This window comes from Spirosoma lacussanchae, from assembly GCF_005870035.1.
Taxonomy (GTDB): domain Bacteria; phylum Bacteroidota; class Bacteroidia; order Cytophagales; family Spirosomataceae; genus Spirosoma; species Spirosoma lacussanchae.
Genome location: NZ_SWJG01000001.1, coordinates 2,255,389 through 2,281,056, shown reverse-complemented (window position 1 = coordinate 2,281,056; position 25,668 = coordinate 2,255,389). Strand labels below are relative to the sequence as shown.

Here is a 25,668-nt window from a genome sequence, read left to right as displayed (position 1 = left end):
GCCTGCTGATTTTTGTGGTCTTTGGCAGAGAGCGAGGGATTCGAACCCCCGGTACCCTTGCGAGTACTTCTGATTTCGAATCAGACCCGTTCGACCACTCCGGCAGCTCTCTATTTGTTTGGGAGTGCAAAGATGCATGTTAGCGCGTAATGACGCAAGATCTAACCCCAAAAAAATCAATGATCGTCGCTCATTTCTCCGCTGATGGGTTGCGCCAGTAACGTCCGAAGGCGGGTTACGGCTTCGGCATCCGAACCGTGTTCACGACCCAGCAGCACCATCAATTTAGTGATCGCAGCCTCGGTCGTGATGTCGGCTCCGCTAACGACGCCGATCTGCTGCAGCTGCTGACTGGTCTGGTACCGGCCCTGGGTTACCCGCCCCCCTTCGCATTGCGACACGTTGAATACCAGCACGCCCCGATCTACAGCCGCTTTGAGCGTATTCAGAAACCAGGCATCGGTGGGGGCATTCCCCGCCCCGAATGTTTCGAGCACAATGCCCCGCAAACCGGGTATGTTCACGATGGATTCGACAACGGGTTGGGTGATGCCCGGGAAGAGTTTTAGAATGGTTACGTTCGGATCGAGAACCGTCCGGATTTTCAGCACCTGATGGGCCTGGTACGACCGAATATAGGGTCGATTATAATCAATACTGACCCCGGCAGTGGCCAGATGAGGGTAGTTCTCCGATACAAACGCGTTAAACTGTACGCTTTCCCGCTTGGTAGATCGGTTGCCGCGGAGCAGAAACGAGTTAAAATACACGCAGACTTCGGGCACCATGGGCTGACCGTCTTCCTGGGCCGATGCAATCTCGAGGGCCGTCAGGAAATTTTCCCGGGCGTCGGAACGGGCTACCCCAATGGGTAGTTGGGCACCGGTCAGAATTACCGGTTTGTTCAGACCCACCAGCATGAAACTGAGCGCCGAAGCCGTATAAGACATCGTATCGGTACCGTGTAGTACCACAAAGCTGTCGTAGTCCCTGTAGTTGGTTTCGATCAGCTGCGCCAGTTCAACCCAGACCGCCGGTGTCATATTCGACGAGTCAATGATTTGATGCAAGGTCACGATCGTAATGTCAAAATCGAGCCGGTTCAGCTCAGGTACGCGATCGAGCACCTGCTCAAAGTCGAACGGGATGAGCTGGCTGGCTTTCCGATCGTACACCATGCCAAACGTGCCCCCCGTGTAAATTACCAACACCGACCGGTTCGGTAAATCGGCGCTCCGATCCACACTCGGAGATAGACGTACAGTTTTATATGTCATCCGCCAAAGATGCGAAGAAGCATTCATATAGCGTAATCGAACCGATGTGCAGGCCGTCATCAGCCTGACGAGACGTTCAGCCGACACCCGCCAGTAGTAGAGCCGACAACAGGTGCCCAGGCCCGAATCTGGTTACAAATTTGACCTTCCCGAGGATTAAAATCACATACAATAGACTTAGTAGCCGTTGCCTCACTTCCGGGCAAAATCAGGCAGCTATGCCCTCGCTTATCCAACCTATTTATACGGCCCCGGTTGGAAGCACATAGTCCTGTAATGTAGTAGACAAATTACTTTAAACCCGTCTATCCGGTGGACACCCCTTAATTAACACCCTATTCTATGCGACGGCACTACATAACAAAACAGAAAGTAGCGGTCATCAGCGAACACGCATCTCCCCTAACGGTAGTGGGGGGAGTCGAAGCCGGTGGGCAGAACATCGCCGTGGCTGAGCTGACCCAGCATCTGGCCCGATCAGGCTATCAGGTCGATGTGTTTACCCGCTGGGATGATCCCGATCAGCCCGAAATTGTCCATTGGCAGTCGGGGGTTCGCGTCATTCACGTCAAGGCGGGCCCGGTTAGCTACGTGATTAAAGAAGAGATGCTGCCGATGATGGATGAGTTCACGAAGCACCTGACCTGGTTCATGCAAAACGAGGAAGAGCCCTATCAGCTCATTCATGCGCATTTCTTCATGTCCGGCCTGGTAGCTGCCAACATCAAACGTATACTGGGTATACCCTTCGTCGTAACCTTTCACGCGCTGGGCGAGGTTCGTCGGCAGTACCAGGGTAGCTGTGACCGCTTTCCGAAAGAGCGTTTACTGGTTGAGCAGCGGGTTATGGCGGAAGCGGACCGGATTATTGCCCTGTGCCCGCAGGATCGTGACGACTTGCTGACACTTTACGGAGCCGATCCGCAAAAGCTGACCATCATCGGTAATGGATTCAACCCCGACGAATTTTTCCCCTTGCCCCCCGATACAGCCCGTACCCAACTGGACATCCCAACTACCGGGCCTGTCATCCTACAGCTGGGCCGAATGGTTCCCCGCAAAGGGGTAGATACTGTCATCAGCGCCCTGGGGGTTCTAAAACGCGATTACAAGCTGAGTGCCCGACTCCTGGTTGTTGGGGGAGAATCAGCCGATCCGGACTCCAGCAAAACGCCTGAGATAGCCCGGTTGCAGCAGCTGGCCATGACCGAAGGGGTGGCTGATCAGGTAACGTTTACGGGTAGGCGTGGACGCGACAGTCTGCGGTATTACTACAGCGCAGCGGACGTATTCGTTATTACCCCCTGGTACGAACCCTTCGGCATTACCCCGCTCGAAGCAATGGCCTGCGGCACGCCCGTAATCGGCTCCAACGTGGGGGGCATCAAGCACACGGTCCGCGATCAGAAAACCGGCTTTCTGGTTCCGCCCAGACAGCCCAAAGCGCTCGCCGAACGCTTGTCGGTTCTACTGACCAACCCCGACCTGATGCACCGCATGGGTCAGCGGGCGCTGCGGCATGTACAACAGCACTACACCTGGCATCAGGTTGCCTGCCAGACCGCCGACCTCTACCAGGACGTACTGAGCAACAGCCATTTGGCAACCCGGCTCCGGGAAGAACGACAGCAGCATGGCCTGCCAGCCCTGGTTTCATCGAATAAACTCGCGCTCCGGTGAAAAAAGCCGTATTTCTCGACAAAGATGGCACGCTCATCGTAGATGTTCCCTACAATGTCGACCCAGCCCGTATTCAGCTGTATCCTGATGCCAGCCCGGCCCTGAAACGCCTTCAGCGGGCGGGATACCGACTGCTTGTCATTTCCAATCAGTCGGGGGTAGCCCGGGGGTATTTTCCCGAAACCGCGCTCAACCCGGTCTGGCAAAACCTGAGCGCTCAACTCGGAAGGTCGGGTGTCACTATCGATGGGTTTTATTATTGCCCCCACCACCCCCATGGATCAGTCGAGCACTACGCGGTAGACTGTACGTGCCGTAAGCCGGCGCCCGGTCTTTTGAAGCAGGCGGCCGCCAGCTACGGGCTGGACCTGAGCCAGTGCTGGATGGTGGGCGATATTCTGAATGACGTCGAAGCTGGCAGCCTGGCTGGCTGCCGAACCATTCTGGTCGACCGGGGTAACGAAACGGAGTGGCTGACGGGACCTCATCGAATACCCACGACCACTGTACAAAGCCTGACGGCAGCCGCTGATTACATACAAAATGCGGACGAGTCCGCCCTTAGCGACACAGACAGAAGGCAGGTAAACCAGGTATGACCAGACATGTACATGAATCTTGATAAGCGATGGCCCGATGGCTGGCGAATTCTGTGCGTCCGGCCCGATAACCTCGGCGATGTGCTCATGACAACACCGGCCTTTCGGGCCTTGAAAGAACTCGCGCCTAACGGCCACCTTACACTGCTAACCTCGTCGGCAGGAGCGACTGTAGCCCCCATGATACCGGAGCTGGACGATACGCTGATTGTCGACCTGCCCTGGGTATCGACCTGCAGCCAGCCTGACCCGGCGGCCGTGCTGGCCCTTGCCGATCGGCTCCGGCAAGGGCGGTTTGATGCCGCCGTCATTTTTACGGTACAGAGTCAGAACCCGTTGCCGTCGGCGATGCTGTGCTATCTGGCGGGCATTCCGCACGTGTTGAGCTACTGCCGCGAGAACCCCTATCAGCTGGTCAGCAACTGGGTTCCCGACCCCGAAGTGCTGGTAGCTACCCGGCACGAGGTAACCCGGCAACTTGACCTGGTGCGGACCATCGGGGCAGAACCGCAGACCGACCGACTATCGCTGGTGGTGCCAGCAGGCGCTCGGCAACAGGCCCGGCAAATTCTCTCGTCGGCCGGCATTGACTCAACCCAGCCCTGGTACCTGCTGCATCCGGGCGTGAGCGAAGAGAAACGACGATACCCGGCTGCGGCCTTTGCCAGTGCTGCCCGGCAACTGCTGGACGAGCTTGGCGGTCAGCTCATCCTCACCGGCAGTGCTTCTGAACAGGCCTATGTGGAAACCATTCGTCAGCAGATTTGCTCCGACAACGCCTTTCGGCCGGTCTACAATCTGGCGGGTCGGTTTGATCTGCCCACGCTGGCAGGCCTAATAGCCGACGCCCCGGTGCTGATCGCCAACAACACAGGCCCCGTTCATATGGCAGCCGCCCTGAGAACCCCCGTTGTGGTGCTTTATGCCAAAACCAACCCGCAGCATACCCCCTGGCAGGTTGCCAGCCGGGTGTTGTATTTCGATGTGCCTGTTCACCTCCGCTCCCGCAATGTGCTCCTTCAGCAATTTCCGGATACAGATGGGCCTGTGGCGTCGGCTGGCGCCATTGTGCAGGCCGTACGGGAGCTGACCCGGCTGGATACCCGCCATGATATACATCCGTTTCAACTCAATCAATCACTCAGATAAACTATGTACACCCTCGGAATTAACGCCACGTTTCATGACCCGGCTGCGGCCCTCATTAGGGATGGGGTCGTACTGGCTGCGGCCGAAGAAGAACGTTTCTCGCGCATCAAGCATGGTAAACGCCCTATTCCTTTTTCTACCCGGGAACTGCCCTATCAGGCCATCGATTTTTGCCTGAGAACGGCAGGAATATCCCTGGCCGATGTAGACCATATTGCCTATTCCTACGACCCGTCGGTTCAGCTGGCTGGCCAGCCCGACCAGCTAACGGTAGAGATACCACTCCGCCCTGCCGGTGTGACTCACCTTCGGCAGCATCAGCCAACCAGCTGGACCAACCCCTATGAGGGACTGTTTCTGTCGTCGATCCTGAATGCGCCGGGTCATCTGGTCGATGGGGTACCCCTGCACCTGTCAGGTCGGTTTAAGGGAGTACCCATTGAGTCTGTTCAGGAAAAATGGCAGTTCGTCAATCATCATCTGGCCCATGCCGCCAGCGCTTTTCTGCCCAGTCCACACCAGCAGGCGGCTATTATGGTCATCGACGGACGGGGCGAAGAAGCTACGACCAGCTACTGGCTTGGCAGCGGCAACCAGCTCGAACTACTCGCCGAAGTAAAGCTTCCGCACTCCCTCGGTCTGCTCTACGAAGAATTGACGACGTATCTGGGTTTTTTACATTCGTCCGATGAGTACAAGGTAATGGCTCTGGCCTCGTTCGGCCAACCCGTTCATGCTGATTATTTCAGGAGCCTGGTTCACGTCGGTTCAGACGGGCAATACCGGATTGATCCGCTTAATCTGGTAGAGCGATTTGGACCCGTCCGGGAAAAAGGCGGCCCCCTGACCGATCAGCATTTCGACATTGCGCATTCGGTGCAGGTCGTCCTGGAAGAAACCGTACTGGCGCTCATCGACTGGCTCCATAAACGCACTGGAGGAGTCGAGGCCCTGTGTTTGGCCGGGGGCGTAGCGCTCAACTGCGTCATGAACGCCCGCCTGCGCGACCACGGGCCTTTTCAGCACCTCTGGATCCAGCCTGCTGCCGGTGATGCCGGTACTGCCTTAGGAGCGGCTATGTGGGTCGATACTACGCAACGCCCGGCCACAGCACCGGACTGTGACGAACGTCGGTATGAGATGGACCAGGTGTATCTGGGCCCAGCCTTCAGCGACGAGGAGATCGAACGATTCCTGCGCTGGTCTAAACTGTCGTATCGCAAACTTAATGATGTCTCTGGGGAGGTGGCCGACTACCTGGCCGAAGGGCATGTTATTGGCTGGTTCCAGCAGGGTATGGAGTTTGGCCCAAGAGCCCTGGGAGCCCGGTCTATTCTGGCTCCGCCGTTTCCGGCCGATATGCAGGGAAAACTGAATGACCTCAAAGACCGAGAAGATTTCCGCCCGGTGGCGCCTGTAGTAATGGAGGAACATGCCGACGATTATTTTCTCCAGGCCCGCAAATCGCCGTTCATGCTGTTTGTCAACGACGTGCGGCCGGAGCGGAAGCATGAGATCCCGGCCGTAACCCATACCGACGGAACCGCCCGGATTCAGACAGTAAACGCGTCCCAGAACCCACCTTACTATAATCTGCTCAAAGCCTTTCGCGACCTAACGGGCGTACCCGTGCTGATCAATACTTCGTTCAACACCCGGGGCGAGCCTGTGGTCTGCACCCCACGCGATGCCATCGAATCGTTCTGGACGTCACCGCTGGATGCGCTGGTCATCGGTTCGTTCATGCTCGAAAAAACCGGCGAAGCCTGGGAGCGTCAATCTGAAGCCACGTCCAAAGAGTTTCAGCCCATCTTCGGCCCAACCTGGCGTGGCTGATCTGCCACACCGATGTATCGATCAGAAATGACTATCAAAGAAACCGACTACTTATGTCTTCCGTACGATGCTCTGTTGTGATTCCGACCTATCAACGGTTACCGCTGCTGAACAGATGCCTCGACGCACTTAGTCAACAAACCCTGTCGACCGATGCGTTTGAGGTAATTGTTGTAGACGACGGCAATCAGCTTGCTGTAGCTGAAGCTATTATGGCTTTCTGCCGGCGAACAGGAATCCAAACCCACTACCTCGGCCAGCGGACCCGGCGCGGACCGGCAGCCGCCCGAAACCGGGGCTGGCTGTCGGCCAGAGCGCCGATTGTTGCTTTCACCGACGACGACTGTCTGCCCCAGCCGGACTGGCTGTCGGCGGCATTAGCGCAATTCGACCAGGGAGTCACGGTGGTAACCGGTCGACTTCAGATGCCCCTGCCCGACCAGCCCACGTACCACGACCGGACAACCGCCTTCCTAGAAACTGCCGAGTTCATTACCGCAAACTGCTTTTGCCGGAAAAGCGCGCTGGACCAGGTAGGTGGTTTTGAAGAGTCGTTTGCCATCGCCTGGCGGGAAGACAGCGACCTGCAGTTTAAGCTCCTGCAAGCGGGCCATGTCCCAAGCCCGTGCCCGGAGGCAGTTGTCATTCATCCCATGCGGCCGGCCCCGTGGTACGCCCCACTTCGCGATGAGCGCAAGAACCAGTATGACGCACTACTTTTTAAGCGCCACCCGCAACTGTTTCGACAGCGCATCCCCGCCTATCGAGGTCTGGTCGTACGTTATTACGCCACCGTTCTGGGCGGTACTGTTGGAGTGCTGGGCCTGCTGCTGGGTCATACCGCGACAGCCCTAGCGGGTTGGGGCAGCTGGCTGATCCTGGGTGGGTGGCTGGTGGCCGAGCGGTGGCCTGCGGAACCCACTCAGGCCCGTATTCGACAGACCGTCCTGACAGCGCTGGCTACTCCTTTTCTATCGATCTACTGGCGCCTGTACGGAGCCATAAAGTACAGGGTTGCTTACTTTTAGCACACATTTTACCAGCTCATGAACAAGATCAATATGGCCCTAGGCCGCGTTCCCGAACGAATTGCTGTTTTCCGGGCGCTAAAACTCGGCGATTTACTCTGCGCCGTTCCAGCCTTCCGGGCGGTGCGACGGGCATTCCCAAACGCTCATATTGCGTTGATCAGCTTACCGTGGGCATCCGAGTTTGTCGCTCGCTTCCCAAACTATTTCGATGAGTTCATAGCCTTTCCGGGATGGCCCGGTCTGCCGGAGCAGCCCCTTAACCCGGCGCAAACCGTGCAGTTTCTGAGCACGATGCAGAGCCGCCAGTGGGATCTGGTCCTGCAGCAACAAGGCAATGGCACCTTGATCAACGCCATGCTCGCGCTGTTCGGGTCAGGCGCGGTGGCGGGGTTTCACCCAACTGACCACCCCGAACGGTTTGCACCCAATCCGGATCTGTTCATGCCCTACCCGCCGGTTGAACACGAGATTATTCGCCATAGCCGACTGATGGAGTTTCTCGGCATACCGGTGCCGGGCACCGAGCTTGAATTTCCCCTGACCGATGCCGACCAGACTCAACTCAACGGATTGCTGGCAGCCCATCACCTGACGCCCGGCAGCTATGTCTGCCTGCATGCGGGGGGCATCTCTGGTCGACGGTGGCCAGCAGACCGGTTTGCCCGGGTCGCCGATGCACTGGCCGAACGGGGGCTAACCGTCGTACTGACTGGCACCCAGGCTGAGCTCCTGGTAGCCGAAACGGTTCAGCAGCAAATGCATCACCCTTCGGTTCGGGTGGTAGGCGAAACGAATTTAGGCTCGCTGGCGGCACTGCTGAAAGGATCGGCTTTGCTCGTCAGTAATGATACCGGCGTTTCGCACGTAGCCGCAGCCTGCGCCGTACCCAGCGTTGTTGTGTTCACATCTGCGAACCCCGCCGAGTGGGCGCCCCTCGACCAGCAGCGGCATCGGGTGGTTCTCGAAACCGAACCCGATATCGTCGCACGGGTCGTATCTGAAGCTATTGATTTACTCAACCATGCAAAAACTGAACATTCTCATCTGGCATATTCACGGGGCGTATCTGACGGCCATCACCTCGGCTGAACACAACTGGTACGTACCAGTCAACGAACGCAAAACCGAAGGTTACAGCGGCCGGGGTCAGGATTCGACTATGCCCAACTACGTCCGGGAGGTCCCCGCCGGCGACGTGCAAAACCTGCCCCTTGACCTGATTATTTTTCAAACCCCGACAAACTACCATACCGACCAGTACGAAATCCTGACCGACGAGCAACGGCAGCTCCCGCGTATTTATCTCGAGCACAACAGCCCCGAACCGCACCCCACCGAATCGCGGCACCCGGCCGCCAACGATCCATCCGTACGAATTGTGCACGTAACCCATTATAACCGGCTCATGTGGGACAACGGGTCGGCACCGACCCAGGCCGTGGAGCATAGCGTAGCCATCGACCCGACGATCAGCTACGAGGGGCATCGGAACGAAGGCATCGTTGTCGTAAACGAGATTGGCCGACGCGGTCGGATGGCGGGCTTAGACCTGTTTCAGCAACTCCGTGAGCGGGTTCCCCTGACTGTAGTCGGCATGAAATCAGTGGAGGTAGGCGGCATCGGCGAGATGCACTATAGTCGGCTACACCGGCGCGTGGCGGAGTATCGGTTTCTGTTCAGCCCCATGCGTTACAGCAGTTTGCCGCTCGCCGTCGTTGAAGCAATGACAATCGGGATGCCTATCGTAGCGCTGGCCACTACCGAACTCCCCCAGGTCATTCAAAATGGCGTTCATGGTTTCGTGTCGACGGACCCCTACGAACTAGCCCGGCAGATGCAGTATTTGCTGGACCATCCGGATGAGGCCCGGCGTATGGGCGACAACGCCCGGCAGCTGGCCCTCAGCCGGTTCGGCCTGGCCCGTTTCGTACGCGACTGGAACACCGTTTTCGCCGACGTGTGCGCCAAAGTACCCGGGTAGCTACTGGTTACAACCACCGCATTACTGGTGACGTTTCCTGATGCGGGTGATGGCAGTAAATCAAAAAAAGCCTTTGCCGCCATCATCCTCTACGGCAACCTCTTGCCTGACCTTAGCGCGGCAAAAGGTTGCCGTAGAGGGCAGGGAGCAGTGCCTGGGCATTGGCGGTGGTATGCCGAGCGACATCATCGATGCTGATCTGCATCAGATCGGCAACGCGTTGCGCAATGAGCCGGATGTAGGCGGGTTCGTTGCGTTTTCCGCGGTACGGGACGGGCGCCAGGTAAGGACTGTCGGTTTCAAGTACGATATGTTCCAGGCCGATATGGGGCAGAACCTTATCCAGGCCTCCGTTTTTAAACGTAGCCACCCCGCCGATACCGAGCTTAAAACCCAATTCCGTGGCGCGCCGGGCCTCGTCGAGGGTGCCGACAAAGCAATGAAAAATTCCCGTCAGACCGGGCAGGGCCAGCCGTTCGATCAGGTCGGTCGCTTCGGCAAAGGCGTTGCGCTCGTGACCAGACCGGGTGTGCATCGACACTGGCAACTGCTGGTCGGCAGCCCAGCGCAGCTGTGTCTCGAAGGCCACAAACTGCTGGTCGACATAAGTCATATCCCAGTAAAAATCCAGCCCTATCTCCCCCAAGGCCATGAATGCGTGCTGGCTGAGTAAGGCGGCAACCGAAGCCAGCTCGTCGTCGACGGTGTCGTTGACGTAGGCCGGATGCAGGCCCATCATCGGCAGACATCGGTCGGGGTATTGTTCGGCCAGGGCCATCAGTCCTGCCACGGTTTCCCGGGCGCAGTTGGGCATCCATATCTGGCTTACCTGCTGTGAGGTAGCCTGAGCCAGCATCTCGTCAACGCCACCGGCTTCCGAGTTGAACTGCGGGTCGTAAATGTGGGCGTGGGTATCAATAAGCGTCATAAAATCGGTTCTTCCAGTTGATGCGCGTCGGCAGCCAGTAAAATACGACCGACAACGGCCCAATCAGGAGTTGGTATACGTCGAATAGCAACGTATAGGGCCATAAGTGGGTTCGGCGCAGGCGGCTCAATCCAAACGAAAGTACCGCTGTCTGTACGAAAAGCCGGGTTATGTACAGCCCCACCGCCACGCCAGGCGACAGCCAGAATAGCAGACCAAGCAGCGGCAGCGTGAGGTATTGCGCATACAATAAGGCCACCATCCAGCCAGGCAGTGCTGACGCCCCCCGCATCCACCGCTTTCGCTGGTGCAGAAAATCCCGGAGGGTGCCGACTGGTTTTGTCGTGGCCAGCACCCGGTCGTCCAGCAGATTACGGAAGTCGAATCCTTTTTTCACAATGGCCTGGAACAGGGCGAAATCTTCAGCCACCGAAAACGGTAGGCCTTCATACCCGCCAACAGCCTCATAGGCCTCCCGACTCACGGCCATATTATTGCCCATGGCCGTAACGGGCAGGCCAGCGTAGCTCAGCCAATGGGTTAGGGTCAGGTTATACAGCCAGTCAATGGTTTGCAGTTTGTGAAACAGGCGGGGGCCATCGGGGAGCGTCACCCCCGTTACGATGCCTACCGACCCGGCAAAAGCCTGACTCATGCCCTCGAGCCAGCCGGGAGGTACCTGCGTATCGGCGTCTGTAAAAAACAGTCGGTCAGCCATCGAGTGTCGAGCCAGTTGAGCCAGCACATTGGCCTTTCCGCGCAGGCCGGCAACGGATGCGTCGATGTTAATCAGCTCAAGGGTTAACGGGCGGGCGGTAAAGGATTGAACCAGTGCAGCCGTCTGGTCTGACGACTGATCGTTTCCAACCAGTACGGTAAGTGTCCCAGCTGGATACTGAAGCCGGGAAATAGCTTGTAAACAATCGACAATAACGGCTTCCTCATCCCGGGCGGCAATAAGGATCGCTAGTTCGGGCCTGGCAGAAGCTGCCGGATTGGGTACAGGATTGGGGTCAGTAGCCAGCATAAACGGGTTGCGGAACAGCCCGGAAACTGAAACCCCGATCGGCAAAATGAGCCAGCATACGGGGCAGCACGTAGCGCATCGTCGGCCAGGCTTTCAGGCTGTCATGAAAAACGACAATGGAGCCCGGTTCGGTATACTGTATGGTTTTGCGCAGACATACGTCGGCTGGCTGGCTCCGGTCAAAATCGCCCGTCAGCACATCCCACATGATTACGGAATAATTCTCCATCACCTGGGCAACCTGCGTCTTCTTGATGCGGCCATAAGGTGGCCGAAACAGGTCGGTTTCGACGCCGAGCTGCTCCTGGCATTTTTGAATATTTTCCAGATAGACCGCATCGTCCGTTTTCCAGCCGTTGAGGTGGTTGTAGGTATGATTACCGACCATGTGGCCGCCCTCCAGCACCTTGTACAAAATGTCGCGGTGCTTTCTGACGTTATCCCCGATGCAGAAAAAAGTAGCCTGGGCAGCATACTTGTCGAGCTGCTCGAGTACGAATTCCGTGACATCGGGAATGGGGCCGTCATCGAACGTAAGGTAGATGGTTGGCTCGGCCGGTTCGTCGATTTTCCACCAGAATTCGGGGTAAATCGTTCGAAGTAAAAAGTTTGACTTGTGCAGGAAGAAAGACAAAATAGTGTTCGGTTTGTGGTGAACGGTACCCGGTTTGAGGGGCTAGCCCCGTTACTCCCTATTCGTCAGTCCACCGTAAACCGGATACCGCAAACTGCTAGTTCAGATCTCTGCCTTTCCATCGATAGCCTTTTCCCTGCGCAGCCAGCCCGAAAAAAACTACGTAGAATGGGTACACCAATTGGGTCAGCGGAATGTATAGTACTGACCTCCTTTTTTGCAAAAAAACAAGAACCGCCCGTAAAAACAAAAACTCGGTTACGACCTTCAGCCCTACAACGAGGAAAGTGGTATTTGCGTTTAAAAAATTGAGTAACCAGCCAGCGATCGCCACGACCGGGGTTACATTCCAGATAAACACACAGACGGCCAGCATCGTTGGAATCAGGCTGTTGTAGGCCTGCCATTTGCTGGCCCAGCGTTTGCGCTGGTTGTAAAACGCCCGCCACGATCGGTGCGGGTTAGTCTGAACAATGGCGGCCTGGCTTTTCAGGAACCGCACCCCGCGCGCATACCGGGCAGCAATCTTATGCATCAGAAACTCGTCATCTCCGGAAGCCAGATGATCGACACCCGCAAACCCGCCAACCTCGTAGAAGACCTGTTTCTCGTAACACAGGTTGGCCCCGTTGCACATGGTAGGCAGCCCCAGCGCCAGGGTGCAGGCGCCCGATCCGATCAAACTCGAAAACTCAACCGTTTGCAGGGAGTCAAACAGGTGCTCATCCGTTGTAAAGGTGACCGGCCCGAAGAGCATTTTTGCCCGCGTTTGTTCGTAAAAAGCGGCATAGGCGGCCAGCCAGTCGGGTCCTACCCGACAATCGCCATCGGTAGTCATGATCAGCTCGCCGGTAGCCTGTTCGATACTCTGACCAATAGCCCGCTTCTTGGGCGATGCCGACCCGTTATCGATTAGGGATAGCAGACGGAGCGGAAAGGAAGCCACCGATGCATACGCCTGTACCAGAGCGCGCGTATCATCGACAGACGCATCGTCGGCTACGATGACCTCAAAGCTCCGGTAGGTTTGCCGACTCAAATCATCGAGCAAACGCCCGATATTTTCCTCCTCGTTCCGGACCGGGATAATGACGGTGATACGAGGGCCGGTAACGGGCAAAGCCGCTGGTGCGAATAGGGGAATCCGTAGCCAGGTCAGCCAGAGCAGCAGGGCAAAACAGGCATAGATGACGCTGGCAGCAAGCAAAACGAACACAGATCAGATACGTTTAGGAGACAGACCATTTTAGTTTCCAGACCCAGATCAGACCAACCAGCACCGGAACAAGCAGATTAGCGACCCATAGGGTGAGCGTTGCCGTGACCAGTACCGGGACTGCAGCCTCAAACGGCGCAAACGTCCAGAGTGACGCAGCCTCCCGAACCCCAAGATCACTGAGCAGGTTAAAAGCCGGGGTAATGGTTTTGACCAGGTAAACGACCCCAATACCTGACGTTGCTATGGAAACCGGTAACGTGAGCCCTACCAGCCGTAGCGCCAGAAAAAACTGCACCGAAAAAACCAGATAGCGCAGTGCAGCGACCCCCAGCGCCAGGCTAATTTCCTGGTTGGTATACTGTCCAGCCACAGCCCAGTACCGGGCCCACCGGCGTAGCGCAGCCCTTCGAGCCAGCCACCCGAGCAGCCGCGACCGAACCAGCCCGAATACCACGCCCAGCCCTACCAGACTCAGCAGCACGACCAGCAGAGCCTGCCCGGCAGTATTGGCCCGGGCGGGTACCAGCTGGATATGATGTGCCCAGGCAAAGGCGCCAAAGATAAGCGCCACATAGAACTGCATACCGCCCGATACCAGCGCTGCCCCCACCGCTTCGCCCCGTTGTACGGTCTGCAATGACAACACCCGCCCGGCCGTATCACCCAACTGCATTGGCAACGCAAAGCCGAGGGTAACCCCCGCCAGCACGCCCCGGTAGGCAGCCCAGAAACTGGCTGGTTCAACCCGCCGAAGTAGAATCTGCCACTTCAACGCTTCCAGTCCCCAGTTGACCGGAATGAGCAGCAGCAGGCCGGCCGCCCACCAGCCCGGCTCCTCAACCGCTTGCCAGGACGTTCGGATCAGACTCCAGTCGAACGGTTGTCGCTTCAAAACATGGACTATGTAGGCTAAAAGACCAGCCAGGATGGCGATTTTTAGCCCCAGTACGATTTTTTTAGATGGTTTAAGCGACAAAACGTATAAGAAGACGTTACTTTGTGAAACGCACAACGCCGACACCCCATATGATCATCACCGCAAAAAATGCCACTGTACTGCCCGAGAAGATCATTCTGGGCATTGATCCCGGTACCCAGGTGGCCGGTTACGGCATCATTTCGGTGCAGGGGGGCGTCATGCGGATGATTCAGTATGGCGTTGTTCAGCTGAGCAAATATAGTACCTACCAGCTGAAGCTTCAGAAACTATACGAAACCGTTATCCGGCTCATTGAGGAACATAAGCCCGACGAGATGGCCATTGAAGATCCCTTTTTTGGCAAGAACGTTCAGGCCATGCTGAAGCTGGGCCGGGCGCAGGGGGTCGTGATGGCAGCTGCTCTGTCGCGTAATATTCCGATTGTTGAGTATGCCCCCCGGCGCATCAAACAGTCGGTCACCGGAAACGGGAATGCCAGCAAAGACCAGGTATCCCAGATGGTCGGCCACCTGCTCAAGGAAGATCTAAACCCGCAGTTCTTCGATGCTACCGACGCGCTGGCCATTGCCGTCTGCCATCATTTTCACGAGAACGCCCTGCCCGTAGCGCCGGGCAAGAAAAATAAAAAAGGGGCCTGGGGCGCCTTTGTTAGCGAGAACTCGGAGCGCATTATGTAGCAACTGTATGGCTACGTTTCAACGGACTATATCATTACCCGCCTTTCCGCGCGGCTTCCACCTGATTACCCGCATCATTGAACGCGAGTTTGCCGCCGAACTTCGGCAACTGAGCCAGGGTATGCTGCAGGTCTTTATCCAGCATACCTCGGCCAGCCTGACTATCAACGAAAACGCCGACCCCACCGTCAGGCAGGATTTCGAAAGTTTCTTCAACCGGACAGTACCCGAAAATGCGCCTTACTTCCGGCACAATTACGAAGGCGCTGACGACATGCCTGCTCACCTGAAAGCCGCGCTGCTGGGCCATTCGGTCCTGATTCCGATCACGAACGGGCGGTTGAATCTGGGCACCTGGCAGGGTATATACCTGGGCGAGCATCGTGAGTATGGTGGCTCCCGTTCCCTGGTATTGACTGCCTGGGGTGAGTAGCGATGCATTTTAGTATGATTCGTAGGTGTAAGTCAGCGTTTCGGTTACGGCACTGCTGACGGTTGACACCCGACTGACAGGCAGGTTTGATGCGTTGTAGGTGTACGTGTAGGTTGTTTGTATGTCCCCAACCAGTGATGAACTTGTTACCTTTTCCTGTTTGCTGATCGGGTTATTCTGACTCAGATTCAACTGGTTATCGATGCCTCCGTACAAGGTGTAGTACGGCCCAAATGATCCCGAAACAGGCAAGGGCCCGAACAAGCCCGGTGCTGGGATAATAAACGACCCGTAGAACGGATTGACTTTATCGTCGTAGGCGTAGGTTGTGCTGGAAGACCGGGAAGCAACCGGGATGGAAGGCCCTCCCAACCGAATTACATTATAATTTTCCGTAGCCTGCGTTAGGTTGAAGCCTGTAAAGGTGAATCCGCCCCCGCCGTTGAAGTTCAGGCCTCCCACCGATATGCCTTTGGAGTATCCACTCGGTTGTCCGCTTGCCAGATAGTTCAGTCCCAGACTGAATGTAGATGGCTGGTGCACGAGTCCGGACATCTGCCCGGCTCCGTTGTAACTTAGGGTATAGGTCTCTGCCCCGCTTCCCCGCCTGACAGTAGTCCGCTGGACCTGGGTAAGCTGGTTCTGGGCATTGTACTGATAAACCGTATTCTCGACCGGAGCCGCGCTGCTATCGGGCAAAAAATAGCCGACAATCAGCACCAGCCGTCCCTGCCCGTCGTACTGAAACAAACTGACCGAAGTTGGGTTGTTGGTCGATTCGCGTGTAATGGTTTTAACCCGCAACCGCCCTGGCTCAGAACCGGGAAGTGCAGACGGATTAACATGATCGTTGCAGGCGGCCAGCCAGCCTACCAGGAGTGGCAAGACCATAAAGCTGAATAGTTCACGTGTTTTCATGGTTGGTTTAGAAAAACAAAGAAAGATATTAGTACTCGAATTTAATGCTTTATCAATCAACCACTTAATGCCACTTGCTAATTATACTGAGGGGTCTTTCACGACCCCTCAGTATAATTAGCAAGTGGCATTAAGTGGCGACCACCGGACCTCAACGAATCAATCTAGTAGGTTTCATAGTCGAATCGCAGCGTTTCCAGCACCTGCCCGGTGTTTGGGTTCACAACCTGACGTAGTATGGGCAGCTTACTGGCATTGTACTGATACTCGTAGTTCAGGGTTCCGCCAAAGGTCGAAGTTTCTCTGACGACGTTATTTTGGTTTAGATTGAGCAGATTGTCGAGCCCGCCAAAATACGTGTTGATCGTTGGCTTTATCACGGGGTCGGCAAACCCTTCCGGGTAGGGAGCCGGAATGATGAAGACACCATAAAACGGATTGATCTTATCGTCGTATCGGTACGATCTGCTTGAGCGTGTGGTCGTCGTGAAGAATCGGCTGCTGTTTACCTCTGTCACGTTATTTCCAGTGTAGGTAAAGGCATCGGCCCCCGTTAGTCGAAAACTCCGAAATGTATACTCCCGCTGGCTGCTGATCAATTGACCAACCGCATTGTAACCAAGCGTCAGCGTAAAACCATTCAGGTAAGCTAGTTTTTCGGCCTGGCCCAGTGCATTGTAGGTGTAGGTGTACTGCTCTACGGGATTGGGCTTACCCGTAGCGCCCCGCCTGATTACTTCATGCCGCAACTGGATTAGCCGGTTCTGACTGTCATATTGATAGGTGCTGTACTCGACGTCGGAAACGGTACTGTCGGGCGACTGGTAGGTTTTAATAGCATTCAGCCGCCCCTGGGGGTCGTAACTGAACGCGCTGACTTTAGCCAACCCATCGGATAGATCCAGCGTCAATGTTTTGACCCGTAACCGAACAGCGGTAGAGCCAGGCGATACGACCGAATCGCGATGGTCGGTGCAGCCCAGCCATCCCAGCAGCAGCAAAAAAACCAGATAGCGTTTAAAAGGCACGGAAATCATGGTAGTATTCATACAAGTAAGACGGTTCTAAATAGGTAACGAAACCAGCTAGCAGTCACCTTATCGTTCCTAAGAACGTATCCAGGTAACTGCTTTTGGTCTGATTACCAATCGAATGTACTTACTTGCTGAAACCGTATGCCATGATCAAAATCAGTTTATTTACCTGATTTACTAACCGGTATACTTACCTATTGGTAGTTATTGTACCTTATGAAGCAGCCCCCATACTGCATCGATCGATGTAACGGGTAATTGACAGGCGCGGTTGTAACAGACGTAAACGGTAGTCTGATCATCTACTGGCCCGCGCTGGTACAGAAGAGGAAGCTCACTCCGGCCGGTGGTCCCGCAGAGGACTTTGTTCGGGTAGAAGGCCCCATCCAGCTCGGCCCGAAACCGGTCAGCCTCGGGGCCGACAATGGCCACTTCAGCGGTTGGTTTCGTGCGGAGGGCGAACAGCGCAGCCCAGTTAGTCAGGTAATCGGCGTTCTGTTGCACCAGCGGTTGAACTCGCCCCAGCATTCGGTCCGACCGGTCGGCATAAGCAGGGCGATCCAGCAAGAGACTGAGCGTATACAGGTTTTCGGCCATCATCGAGTTCGACGATGGAATCACGTTATCGAACAGCTCTTTACGGCGAGCAATAAGCTCTTCGCCATTTTTGTCGGTGAAATAGAGAAGGTCGTCAGCGCCATCGGCCTGACTGGCGTCGGCAAAGTTGGCCAGCACATACTGGGTCAGCTGATCGGCCTCCTGCAGCCAGCTCTCGGTGAATGTGGCCTGATAGAGAGCCAGGAGCCCGTCGATCACGGCTGCGTAATCGTCCAGAAAACCAGCCTGTCGGGCGCGGCCGTTTTTATACGTGTGCCACAGTCGGCCATTGCGGGCGTCGCGCATGTTCCTGAGCAGGAAAAAGCCCAGCCGAAGCGCCAGCGTCAGAAACTCAGGTTCGCCAAATACGCGATAGGCGGTCGCCAGTCCTTTCAGCATTAGCCCGTTCCAGGAACACAGGATTTTATCGTCCAGACCGGGTCGGACGCGTTCGTTGCGCAGCCGCATCAGTCGGATGTGGGCCGCATCCAGCCGTACGTTCAGATCAGCCAGTGACCAGCCCATACGTTCGGCAAAGGCATCGTCGGTTTCGGTGCGATGCAGAATTGAGCGGCCGTGCTCCCAGTTTCCGTCGTCTGTACTGGTATACAGATCGGCAAACCAGCTGTAATCGGCTCCCAGCGTTTCGCGCAGCTCGGCCGGGGTAAATGTGTAGAACTTCCCCTCTACCCCTTCGCTGTCGGCATCGAGCGCCGAGTAGAAGCCGCCCTCCGGACTGAGCAGTTCGCGCTGGGCGAAGGCAATGGTCTGGTAAACGATATGCTTGTAGAGTGTTTTTTTGGTTAGGCTGTAAGCTTCGGCGTATAACGTCAGCAGCTGTCCGTTGTCATACAACATTTTCTCGAAGTGGGGCGCAAACCATTCGCCATCGGTTGAGTAGCGGGCAAAACCGCCCCCCAGCTGGTCGTATATGCCGCCAAGCGCCATCCGATCGAGGGTAAGGGTAGTCTGGCGCAAAGCTCCTTCATTGCCCGAAACGGCGTAGTAACGCAGCAGAAACCGCCAAATGCTGGGCATGGGGAACTTGGGTGCCCGGCGCATGCCGCCTTTTTCATCGTCGGCTTTAACGGCCACTTTTCGGTAAAATCCGTCGAGGGTTTCGGGCGCAAAGAGGGGGTCAGCCTCTTTCAGCCCATACCGTTCGGCGTCGGACAGATTGAGCTCGGTGGCAAAGCCCTCGGCCGATCTGGCCAGATCGTCGCGGTGTTCGGCAAAGGCGTCGCTGATATTACCCAGCAGGTTGACCCAGTTCTGGGGGGGCAGGTAGGTTACGCCGTAAAACGGTTTGGCGTCGGGCATCAGGAAAACGTTCAGGGGCCAACCACCCTGCACACCCATCGCCTGGACGGCGTCCATATAAATAGCGTCGACGTCCGGGCGCTCTTCGCGATCGACCTTGATGCAGATAAAGTTTTCGTTCATGACCCGGGCCACGGCCTCTTTCTCGAACGATTCGCGCTCCATAACGTGGCACCAGTGGCAGGCCGAGTAGCCGATGCTGACAATAATAGGCTTATCTTCATCACGCGCCCGATTGAGGGCCTCTTCGCCCCATGGATACCAGTCGACCGGGTTGTTGGCGTGCTGCAGCAGGTAAGGGCTGGTTTCGTACTGAAGTTGATTCGGCATAGCGTTTGGCGAAGCGGTCGGTTGCCTCCGCCGGTTATCGGGTGATGATTACCTTTCGGGTTTGACTACCCAATTCGTTGGTGATCCGTAAAACATACAGACCCGCGGGCAGGGCCGCTACGTTCATCGTTTCGCGGGCCGTCCGTACCGGCTGCCGGCCTACTATCCGGCCGGCGGTGGTCTGTAGTACCAACTCCGTAGCGGTAGCGGGTGTTTGACTCAGCAGAACGGTTAGTTCAGTGGCTGTCGGGTTCGGGAATACCTCAACCGCTGGCGCAACCGGCTCACCGGCCGTGACTACCCCCATATCGAACCGGCACAGATACACGTCACGACCCGTCAGTTCAATAGTACGCTGCCATGTATTTTTGTAGCGTACGGTCAGGCTGGTTTTGGCTCCGTCGGTAGCATAGGGATTCTGGGCTGCAATCAGTATGGTGTTATTTTTCACCACCCCCCGCCAAACGGGTTGCTGCCGTTCCATCAGGTCGCGGGCGGAGGTCTCGATTACCAGTTCATAATTACCCTGAAACTGGTCAGCAAAGCGCGACAACCGGTACAGGCCATGGGTAAAATGCTCATAGGCCGCGTAGGTATCGGTTCTGGTACGCTCGAGCGATGGATTTTCCCAGAGCCACAACCCGGCCGCACCGGAGAAAAACGGAAAGATGGCAGTTGCTTCGGCCATGAAAGGCTGAATAAACTGCATCGGGCTGTTCGACGTATCGTGGTAGCGCAGCCATACCCAGGGCACTACCGGCTTGTTGCTCCAGGCCCGGTTGACCTCTACGTGAAAGAGCAGATAGGCCAGGTAATCGGGAGCCAGCGCGTTGGGATAATCGTAGAAATAATAAGCCGATGGTGATAGCGTAGTCAGCTGCTCATAAAAGGGGCCACCGACCCGCTGCTCGGTCGAATCTTTGACCAGGTAGTTGACCCGGCTCAGGTTGGTTGTCCAGTCAGACCAGCTGAAGGTCGGCACATTCAGGTAGGTATTCAGGATGGGGGTATCGGCATAGCTGCTGACCTGAATGGCCGACAGGTCGGCGTTCTGTCGCAGATACCGCGCGGCTTCGGCGTACAGATTCCGGATGGCCAGCCTGTAGGCTGCTACAAAGGCTGCATCAGATAGATTACGGTATTGCGTCGGCACCCGACTGTCCTGTTTAAGCCGAAGAATCCGGGTGTCCGTTTCAGCAATGCGCTCCACATCCAGCGTCAGCCGGTCGGCCAGAATGATGTACTTACCTTCCGCATTGCGCTGCCCACCCGAGACCTCCAGCAGCCACTGATTCCACTTGGCCCGGTAGGCCGTCAGGTCATTGCCCCAGGGACTGTCGATCTCACTCCAGGGCTGATTGGCCAGACTGGCTACACCGTAATAAACGATGGCCCGCTGCCGGGGCTGCACCACCGTTCCAAATTCACTGTCGGCAATCTGATCGATGTGGCTGAAGCCATGTTGAAGCGGGCTGCCTTTGGTGTCGCCAAAGCGTGGGCCACCATAAATGACGGGAAACGGCAGGGTGAAGGCCGGAAACTTGTCCCACTCAATCCGATTGGGCTGGCTAACGGGCGTGAACGTCAGCCGATCAGCACACTGCTGCTGGGCTCGTGCCGGACCGTTTGTACCCACCCAGAACAGAACACACAGTAAGAAAAAGCCAATTCGGACGCGCATTGCTTGAATTTTGAACAAAACTACTGAATTTTAACCCCAGGCCAGCCCCGTTCACTCGTTCTACAGGAAGAAGAGGTTTATTTCGTTACGCTGCCCCATCCATTTTATAAGCATGAAAACGTTCAAAGTTTCTCCCCTACTACTCCGGTTCGTCGTTCTAATCAGCCTGCTGAGCGCTGGAATGACCGCATGCCAAGATGACGAAGGGACTACCCCTTCCGGCGCGCAGGCCGACCTGCTGGTTGCCAATAACTGGCGTACCAACCGTGTCACAACAGTAGACGGACAGAATATTACCGTTGGCCGACTGAATCTGGCTACGCAGGTACTCTTTAATTTGAACATGCAGTTCCGGTCGAACGGTACCGTGCGCGCTTTAGATCCCAACCAATCCAATACGGTCGTGAACGGAGGAACCTGGACGCTGGCACCCGACGGTAAGTCTATCGATGTTGTAGTAACGGGTTTTACCGGCAATTTCCCGATTGTCGAACTGAATCGAAACAAATTAATTCTTCGCCAGAAAGCACCTGTCGACGGTAAAGACGCCGATATTAATCTTGAATTTATACCGACTTTATAAGGTTAATATATTATATTTTTTAACATACATTTTTGTAAAACAGCCGCATTTTCAATTACCCAGTTGGCATCATCTCTGCCTCAAATCAGTACCAGAAAAATAAGGTGTCGAACTCAAAATAGTTCGACACCTTATTTTTCTTTACCCCTCTCTGCCTCAACTCCCTTACTCTTCAATCTATATCTTATTTATATTCTTTTTAATAATTTTTCAATGCAAGCAAATCCATCGACCTACCTCTATATAATAACTACCTGAAAAACAACACATAATACTTATAGGCAAGCCCTTTGTTATTTTTTTTCAGCGCGAAACCATTTATCTAAAAAGTTACCCTGCCTAAAAATAACGTCTCACCAATCAGCCAAAACACACTGCTGCGATGAGAAACACAATAAGCTATTTCAATCGACTGGTATAACATTTGCAAGGCCTGTATTTCTATAGTTGCCAACGTTATCACCCCTCCGAATACACATCATACAAGTTGTTTTTTACCGCTTTATCCAGTTGAAAGAATTTGTTTCTGCTGGCTAGAACGTGCACGAAGCAATGTGTAATGAATGACTGCCTACTTACTTATCGTTCACAGAATGTTTTACCCATTTAGTCAGATCAATCAAATAGATAGTTCTATTCGACTGAGTATGGTTTCAGTTTGCCTTTTCAGTCTGGTCTGGTTGTGTAGCAGCTGTGTGTCTCCCAAACAAATCGTTTATTTCCAGGAGGACCCGGGCGCGAAGAGTGCTATCCAGGCGGCCGAAACCTATGTCCCCCGGCTTGGCCCCGGCGATGTGCTCGCCATTCAGGTCAGTAGCCTCAACCAGGAGGCCAGTAGCTTCTTTAATCCTTACATGCTCATGCAGACGAACAATGGGCGCACTCAACCCAGCGTCCCAACTGGTCTGCCCGAGATGGCGGGTTACCTGGTATCTCCCTCTGGCACTATCGAGTTACCGCTCGTCGGCACAGTACCGGTTGGCGGTCTGACCGTTGCGGAGTGCAGCGCGCTGATCCGGCAGAAGCTTACCGCCTATCTTAAGGAGCCTACGGTCAACGTCAGAAATCAAAACTTCCGCATTTCGGTACTCGGCGAGGTGGCGCGTCCGTCGCTCTTTACGATCCCAAATGATCAGATAACCCTCATCGAAGCGTTAAGCCTGGCCGGCGACGTCACGATCTATGGCCGTCGGGATAATGTGCTGATCATTCGGGATGAAAACGGCCGAAAAACGTTCACGCGGATCAATCTGACCCAGCGCCAGCTGTTCCGATCTCCGTATTACTATCTGCATCCCAACGACATCGTCTACGTGGAACCTGGCAAAGCCCGCGTTGCCAATGCCGATCGCTTCTATCTGCTGGTACCTGCGGTATTGAGTGCCCTGTCTTTCATTGCTATCCTGTTTACCGGTCGCTACTAACCTACCAGTTATGTCGAAAACTGCTCCGTATTCATACGTTCCGTATCAGGTTATGGATACCGATAATGCCATAGGTGCGCACCTGATGCGGTACTTGCGGCACTGGTACTGGTTCGCGCTTACAGTGGGGCTCATGATCCTGGTAGCTTTTATCTACCTACGGCTCAAACAACCGGTATACCGGAGTCAGGCCAGCCTGCTCATTAAGGACGAAAAGAAAGGCCTGGACTCTGATAATATCCTGAAAGAGCTGGAGATTTTCGCTCCCAAGAAAGTAGTCGAAAACGAAATCGAGATTCTGAAGTCCTATACGCTGATGGACAAGGTGGTTCAGCAGCTCAACCTGGAAATCAGTTATTTTAAGGATACGCCCTACGGTCAGCGCGAAATATACCAGTGGACACCTGTCCGGCTGATTATTGAACAACCCACAGCCGACTTGTACCGCGACGAACCGTTCAGGATCACTTTTTTAAACGCGACGAGCATCCAGCTCGACGACCAAATTTATCCCCTGAATACCAGTGTTAAGACGCCTTACGGACGGCTTCGTTTTTTTTGTCCCCAGCCGGTTTCGGCTCGTACCGAACCCATTTCCGTACAGGTAAGCCCCCGCTCCCGGGTAGTTACCGATCTGCTGCGACTCCTGAAGGCCGAACCGACCAGCAAAGCATCGACGGTTATTATGCTGACCATAGAAACGGGGGTACCTCAGAAAGGAGAGGCTCTGCTGAATCGGCTGATCGATGTGTATACGGAAGCCTCCATTCTGGATAAGAACCGGGTCGCGTCCAATACGCTTAATTTTATTGATGACCGGCTGCAACTGGTTTCCGGCGAGCTCCAAACGGTTGAGAAAGGGGTAGAACAATACAAATCGTCGCAGGGCATTACCGATCTGGGTACACAGGCCAAAGGATTTCTGGAAACCGCTCAGCAGAACGACGCCAACCTCAGCCAGGTCACTATCCAGCTCGAAGCCCTGCGCGACATCGAAACGTACATCAACAGCCAGCCTGAATACCGCAGCGGCACTCCCGCTACGCTGGGCCTTACCGACCCTACCCTGCTGGCCCTGATTGAGTCGTTCACCAAGCTGGAAACCCAGCGCGAACACCTCGCCCGCACCACCTCAGAGCGGAACCCGCTAATGCAGACCGTCAACAGCCAGCTCCGATCCCTCAAAACCAGTATTTCGGAAAACGTAAGCACCATGCGCAATATGCTGGCTAGCGCTCAGCAACAGTTTCAGGCCAACAACCGGAAACTGGAAGGCACCATCCGCACGATTCCGGCTAAAGAACGGACGTTGATGAATATCACCCGTCAGCAGGCTATCAAGAACGAGTTATATACCTACCTGCTGCGCAAACGTGAAGAAACCGCGGTATCCTACGCGTCGGTCATTTCTGACTCACGAATTGTTGACGTTGCCCGCACGGATGCGAAACCCGTAAAACCCAATCAGCAGCTGATTTATCTGCTTTTTGGTCTGGCGGGCTTGCTGCTGCCCGTCCTGGCCTTTTCGGTGTACGATGCGATCAACAACCGCGTCATCCGCCGGTCAGATGTTGAGGAGGGCACGCAGGTTCCGATTCTGGGCGAGATTGTCCGGAAGAAACAGGCAGAAGCGCTGGTGGTGGGAGCCCGCAGTAAAACGGTTATTGCTGAACAGATCAGAACCCTGCGCACCAACCTGAATTATCTGCGAAACAGTCGGGGTGGCAGTCAGGTACTGCTGTTTACCTCCAGCATTTCAGGCGAAGGCAAGTCGTTCATCTCCCTCAACCTGGGGGCCAGTCTGGCCCTTATGGGCCTGCGTACGGTAATTCTGGAAATGGACCTGCGGAAACCGCGCCTGCGCCATTCGCTCAACTACCCCAATGGGCTGGGTCTGAGCGACTACCTGACCGGCGAAACAACCCTGGAGCAAATCGTTAACCCGCTGCCCAACAACGAAAATTACTGGATTATTACCAGCGGCACCCTGCCTCCCAACCCCTCGGAACTGCTGGCAGGGTCCCGGCTCGAAAAGCTGATTCATGATCTGCGCCACCATTTCGATTATATCCTTATCGATGCCCCCCCCATTGGGCTGGTGACCGATGCGCAGCTCATCGCTCCGTTCGCCGACGCTACGCTATACATTGTCCGGCACGATGTCACCCCCAAGAATTGCCTCAAGATGGTGGAGTCGCTGTACCGCGAAAAACGATTCAATAAACTCAACATCGTGCTCAATGCGGTCAGGAATGATGCCGCCAATTACTACAGCTACGGTGGCTATAACAGCGACCGGTACCCGTACGAAACGGTGAAGAAAAAAACATTCTTAAGTCGGTTTAAACTCAATGCCTAACCTCGATTTTC

The 25,668-nt window shown here is 55.4% G+C and carries 22 protein-coding genes and 1 tRNA gene; 12 read left to right on the top strand and 11 right to left on the bottom strand.

All coding sequences use genetic code 11. The features are described from left to right. Positions 1–22 precede the first annotated feature (22 nt). Positions 23–112, bottom strand: a tRNA-Ser gene (locus FBR45_RS09415). 64 nt (positions 113–176) lie between these two features. After that, on the bottom strand, positions 177–1,277 hold the full coding sequence (locus FBR45_RS09410; protein ID WP_138501429.1) for an asparaginase: 1,101 nt from the start codon (positions 1,275–1,277) through the stop codon (positions 177–179). A gap of 342 nt (positions 1,278–1,619) precedes the next feature. Here FBR45_RS09410 and FBR45_RS09405 point away from each other — a divergent pair, with 342 nt between their 5' ends. The 7 genes from FBR45_RS09405 to FBR45_RS09375 are packed head-to-tail and all read left to right on the top strand — an operon-like array spanning position 1,620 to position 9,553. After that, positions 1,620–2,957: a glycosyltransferase family 4 protein gene (locus FBR45_RS09405; protein ID WP_138501427.1), complete on the top strand. Its 1,338-nt coding sequence runs from the start codon at positions 1,620–1,622 to the stop codon at positions 2,955–2,957. Next, positions 2,954–3,556 (top strand): D-glycero-alpha-D-manno-heptose-1,7-bisphosphate 7-phosphatase, encoded by a 603-nt coding sequence (locus FBR45_RS09400; RefSeq protein ID WP_138501425.1) that lies wholly within the window; start codon positions 2,954–2,956, stop codon positions 3,554–3,556. The genes FBR45_RS09405 and FBR45_RS09400 overlap by 4 nt, the downstream gene beginning before the upstream one ends. A gap of 12 nt (positions 3,557–3,568) precedes the next feature. Beyond that, complete coding sequence (locus FBR45_RS09395) at positions 3,569–4,705, top strand: glycosyltransferase family 9 protein (protein WP_138501423.1); 1,137 nt, start codon at positions 3,569–3,571, stop codon at positions 4,703–4,705. A 3-nt stretch (positions 4,706–4,708) separates the two neighbouring features. Next, positions 4,709–6,541: a carbamoyltransferase family protein gene (locus FBR45_RS09390; protein WP_138501421.1), complete on the top strand. Its 1,833-nt coding sequence runs from the start codon at positions 4,709–4,711 to the stop codon at positions 6,539–6,541. A 53-nt stretch (positions 6,542–6,594) separates the two neighbouring features. Beyond that, positions 6,595–7,569: a glycosyltransferase family 2 protein gene (locus FBR45_RS09385; RefSeq protein ID WP_138501419.1), complete on the top strand. Its 975-nt coding sequence runs from the start codon at positions 6,595–6,597 to the stop codon at positions 7,567–7,569. Positions 7,570–7,587: 18 nt separating this feature from the next. Beyond that, positions 7,588–8,661, top strand: coding sequence for a glycosyltransferase family 9 protein (locus tag FBR45_RS09380; protein ID WP_246082169.1), 1,074 nt, complete (start codon positions 7,588–7,590; stop codon positions 8,659–8,661). Next, positions 8,594–9,553, top strand: coding sequence for a glycosyltransferase family 4 protein (locus FBR45_RS09375; RefSeq protein ID WP_138501417.1), 960 nt, complete (start codon positions 8,594–8,596; stop codon positions 9,551–9,553). Before FBR45_RS09380 ends, FBR45_RS09375 begins: the two co-directional genes overlap by 68 nt. A 112-nt stretch (positions 9,554–9,665) precedes the next feature. Here FBR45_RS09375 and FBR45_RS09370 read toward each other — a convergent pair whose 3' ends face one another. The 5 genes from FBR45_RS09370 to FBR45_RS09350 all read right to left on the bottom strand — a co-directional run bounded on the left by FBR45_RS09370 (position 9,666) and on the right by FBR45_RS09350 (position 14,337). Then, on the bottom strand, positions 9,666–10,481 hold the full coding sequence (locus tag FBR45_RS09370) for a TatD family hydrolase (RefSeq protein WP_138501415.1): 816 nt from the start codon (positions 10,479–10,481) through the stop codon (positions 9,666–9,668). After that, positions 10,468–11,508: a glycosyltransferase family 2 protein gene (locus tag FBR45_RS09365; protein ID WP_138501413.1), complete on the bottom strand. Its 1,041-nt coding sequence runs from the start codon at positions 11,506–11,508 to the stop codon at positions 10,468–10,470. The genes FBR45_RS09370 and FBR45_RS09365 overlap by 14 nt, the downstream gene beginning before the upstream one ends. Next, a complete protein-coding gene (locus tag FBR45_RS09360; protein ID WP_138501411.1) occupies positions 11,495–12,142 on the bottom strand; it encodes a polysaccharide deacetylase family protein in 648 nt (215 codons plus the stop codon). The genes FBR45_RS09365 and FBR45_RS09360 overlap by 14 nt, the downstream gene beginning before the upstream one ends. Positions 12,143–12,239: 97 nt before the next feature. After that, complete coding sequence (locus tag FBR45_RS09355; RefSeq protein ID WP_138501409.1) at positions 12,240–13,358, bottom strand: glycosyltransferase family 2 protein; 1,119 nt, start codon at positions 13,356–13,358, stop codon at positions 12,240–12,242. 13 nt (positions 13,359–13,371) lie between these two features. After that, positions 13,372–14,337: a lysylphosphatidylglycerol synthase domain-containing protein gene (locus FBR45_RS09350; protein ID WP_138501408.1), complete on the bottom strand. Its 966-nt coding sequence runs from the start codon at positions 14,335–14,337 to the stop codon at positions 13,372–13,374. Between the two features lie 50 nt (positions 14,338–14,387). On the opposite strand from FBR45_RS09350, the gene ruvC reads away from it, so the two are divergent. After that, positions 14,388–14,978: a crossover junction endodeoxyribonuclease RuvC gene (gene ruvC, locus FBR45_RS09345; protein WP_138501406.1), complete on the top strand. Its 591-nt coding sequence runs from the start codon at positions 14,388–14,390 to the stop codon at positions 14,976–14,978. A gap of 7 nt (positions 14,979–14,985) precedes the next feature. Further along, positions 14,986–15,411, top strand: coding sequence for a secondary thiamine-phosphate synthase enzyme YjbQ (locus FBR45_RS09340; protein ID WP_138501404.1), 426 nt, complete (start codon positions 14,986–14,988; stop codon positions 15,409–15,411). A 9-nt stretch (positions 15,412–15,420) separates the two neighbouring features. Here FBR45_RS09340 and FBR45_RS09335 read toward each other — a convergent pair whose 3' ends face one another. From FBR45_RS09335 to FBR45_RS09320, 4 genes are all read right to left on the bottom strand, one after another. Continuing rightward, the gene (locus FBR45_RS09335) at positions 15,421–16,329 is read right to left on the bottom strand and encodes a hypothetical protein (protein WP_138501402.1); all 909 of its coding nucleotides are present in this window, start codon (positions 16,327–16,329) and stop codon (positions 15,421–15,423) included. Positions 16,330–16,493: 164 nt separating this feature from the next. Next, positions 16,494–17,378, bottom strand: a complete 885-nt coding sequence (locus tag FBR45_RS09330; RefSeq protein WP_138501400.1) for a hypothetical protein — start codon at positions 17,376–17,378, stop codon at positions 16,494–16,496. 189 nt (positions 17,379–17,567) lie between these two features. Next, positions 17,568–19,610, bottom strand: a complete 2,043-nt coding sequence (locus FBR45_RS09325) for a thioredoxin domain-containing protein (protein ID WP_138501398.1) — start codon at positions 19,608–19,610, stop codon at positions 17,568–17,570. A gap of 34 nt (positions 19,611–19,644) precedes the next feature. Next, complete coding sequence (locus FBR45_RS09320; protein WP_138501396.1) at positions 19,645–21,291, bottom strand: T9SS type A sorting domain-containing protein; 1,647 nt, start codon at positions 21,289–21,291, stop codon at positions 19,645–19,647. A 181-nt stretch (positions 21,292–21,472) separates the two neighbouring features. On the opposite strand from FBR45_RS09320, the gene FBR45_RS09315 reads away from it, so the two are divergent. From FBR45_RS09315 to FBR45_RS09305, 3 genes are all read left to right on the top strand, one after another. Next, on the top strand, positions 21,473–21,874 hold the full coding sequence (locus tag FBR45_RS09315; protein ID WP_246082168.1) for a hypothetical protein: 402 nt from the start codon (positions 21,473–21,475) through the stop codon (positions 21,872–21,874). A gap of 695 nt (positions 21,875–22,569) precedes the next feature. Continuing rightward, a complete protein-coding gene (locus FBR45_RS09310; RefSeq protein WP_246082167.1) occupies positions 22,570–23,298 on the top strand; it encodes a polysaccharide biosynthesis/export family protein in 729 nt (242 codons plus the stop codon). 10 nt (positions 23,299–23,308) lie between these two features. Next, entirely contained in the window at positions 23,309–25,657 is a 2,349-nt protein-coding gene (locus tag FBR45_RS09305) for a GumC family protein (RefSeq protein ID WP_138501390.1), read from the top strand. Positions 25,658–25,668 lie beyond the last annotated feature (11 nt).

What these genes read in the sequence shown, in the direction of transcription:
- FBR45_RS09340 (WP_138501404.1), top strand. Translation starts at nt 14,986, where the DNA reads ATGGCTACGTTTCAACGGACTATATCATTACCCGCCTTTCCGCGCGGC.
- FBR45_RS09370 (WP_138501415.1), bottom strand. Translation starts at nt 10,481, where the DNA reads ATGACGCTTATTGATACCCACGCCCACATTTACGACCCGCAGTTCAAC.
- FBR45_RS09410 (WP_138501429.1), bottom strand. Translation starts at nt 1,277, where the DNA reads ATGACATATAAAACTGTACGTCTATCTCCGAGTGTGGATCGGAGCGCC.
- FBR45_RS09320 (WP_138501396.1), bottom strand. Translation starts at nt 21,291, where the DNA reads ATGCGCGTCCGAATTGGCTTTTTCTTACTGTGTGTTCTGTTCTGGGTG.
- FBR45_RS09315 (WP_246082168.1), top strand. Translation starts at nt 21,473, where the DNA reads ATGACCGCATGCCAAGATGACGAAGGGACTACCCCTTCCGGCGCGCAG.
- FBR45_RS09395 (WP_138501423.1), top strand. Translation starts at nt 3,569, where the DNA reads ATGAATCTTGATAAGCGATGGCCCGATGGCTGGCGAATTCTGTGCGTC.
- FBR45_RS09330 (WP_138501400.1), bottom strand. Translation starts at nt 17,378, where the DNA reads ATGAATACTACCATGATTTCCGTGCCTTTTAAACGCTATCTGGTTTTT.
- FBR45_RS09390 (WP_138501421.1), top strand. Translation starts at nt 4,709, where the DNA reads ATGTACACCCTCGGAATTAACGCCACGTTTCATGACCCGGCTGCGGCC.
- ruvC (WP_138501406.1), top strand. Translation starts at nt 14,388, where the DNA reads ATGATCATCACCGCAAAAAATGCCACTGTACTGCCCGAGAAGATCATT.
- FBR45_RS09325 (WP_138501398.1), bottom strand. Translation starts at nt 19,610, where the DNA reads ATGCCGAATCAACTTCAGTACGAAACCAGCCCTTACCTGCTGCAGCAC.
- FBR45_RS09380 (WP_246082169.1), top strand. Translation starts at nt 7,588, where the DNA reads ATGAACAAGATCAATATGGCCCTAGGCCGCGTTCCCGAACGAATTGCT.
- FBR45_RS09405 (WP_138501427.1), top strand. Translation starts at nt 1,620, where the DNA reads ATGCGACGGCACTACATAACAAAACAGAAAGTAGCGGTCATCAGCGAA.
- FBR45_RS09305 (WP_138501390.1), top strand. Translation starts at nt 23,309, where the DNA reads ATGTCGAAAACTGCTCCGTATTCATACGTTCCGTATCAGGTTATGGAT.
- FBR45_RS09385 (WP_138501419.1), top strand. Translation starts at nt 6,595, where the DNA reads ATGTCTTCCGTACGATGCTCTGTTGTGATTCCGACCTATCAACGGTTA.
- FBR45_RS09375 (WP_138501417.1), top strand. Translation starts at nt 8,594, where the DNA reads ATGCAAAAACTGAACATTCTCATCTGGCATATTCACGGGGCGTATCTG.
- FBR45_RS09335 (WP_138501402.1), bottom strand. Translation starts at nt 16,329, where the DNA reads ATGAAAACACGTGAACTATTCAGCTTTATGGTCTTGCCACTCCTGGTA.
- FBR45_RS09365 (WP_138501413.1), bottom strand. Translation starts at nt 11,508, where the DNA reads ATGCTGGCTACTGACCCCAATCCTGTACCCAATCCGGCAGCTTCTGCC.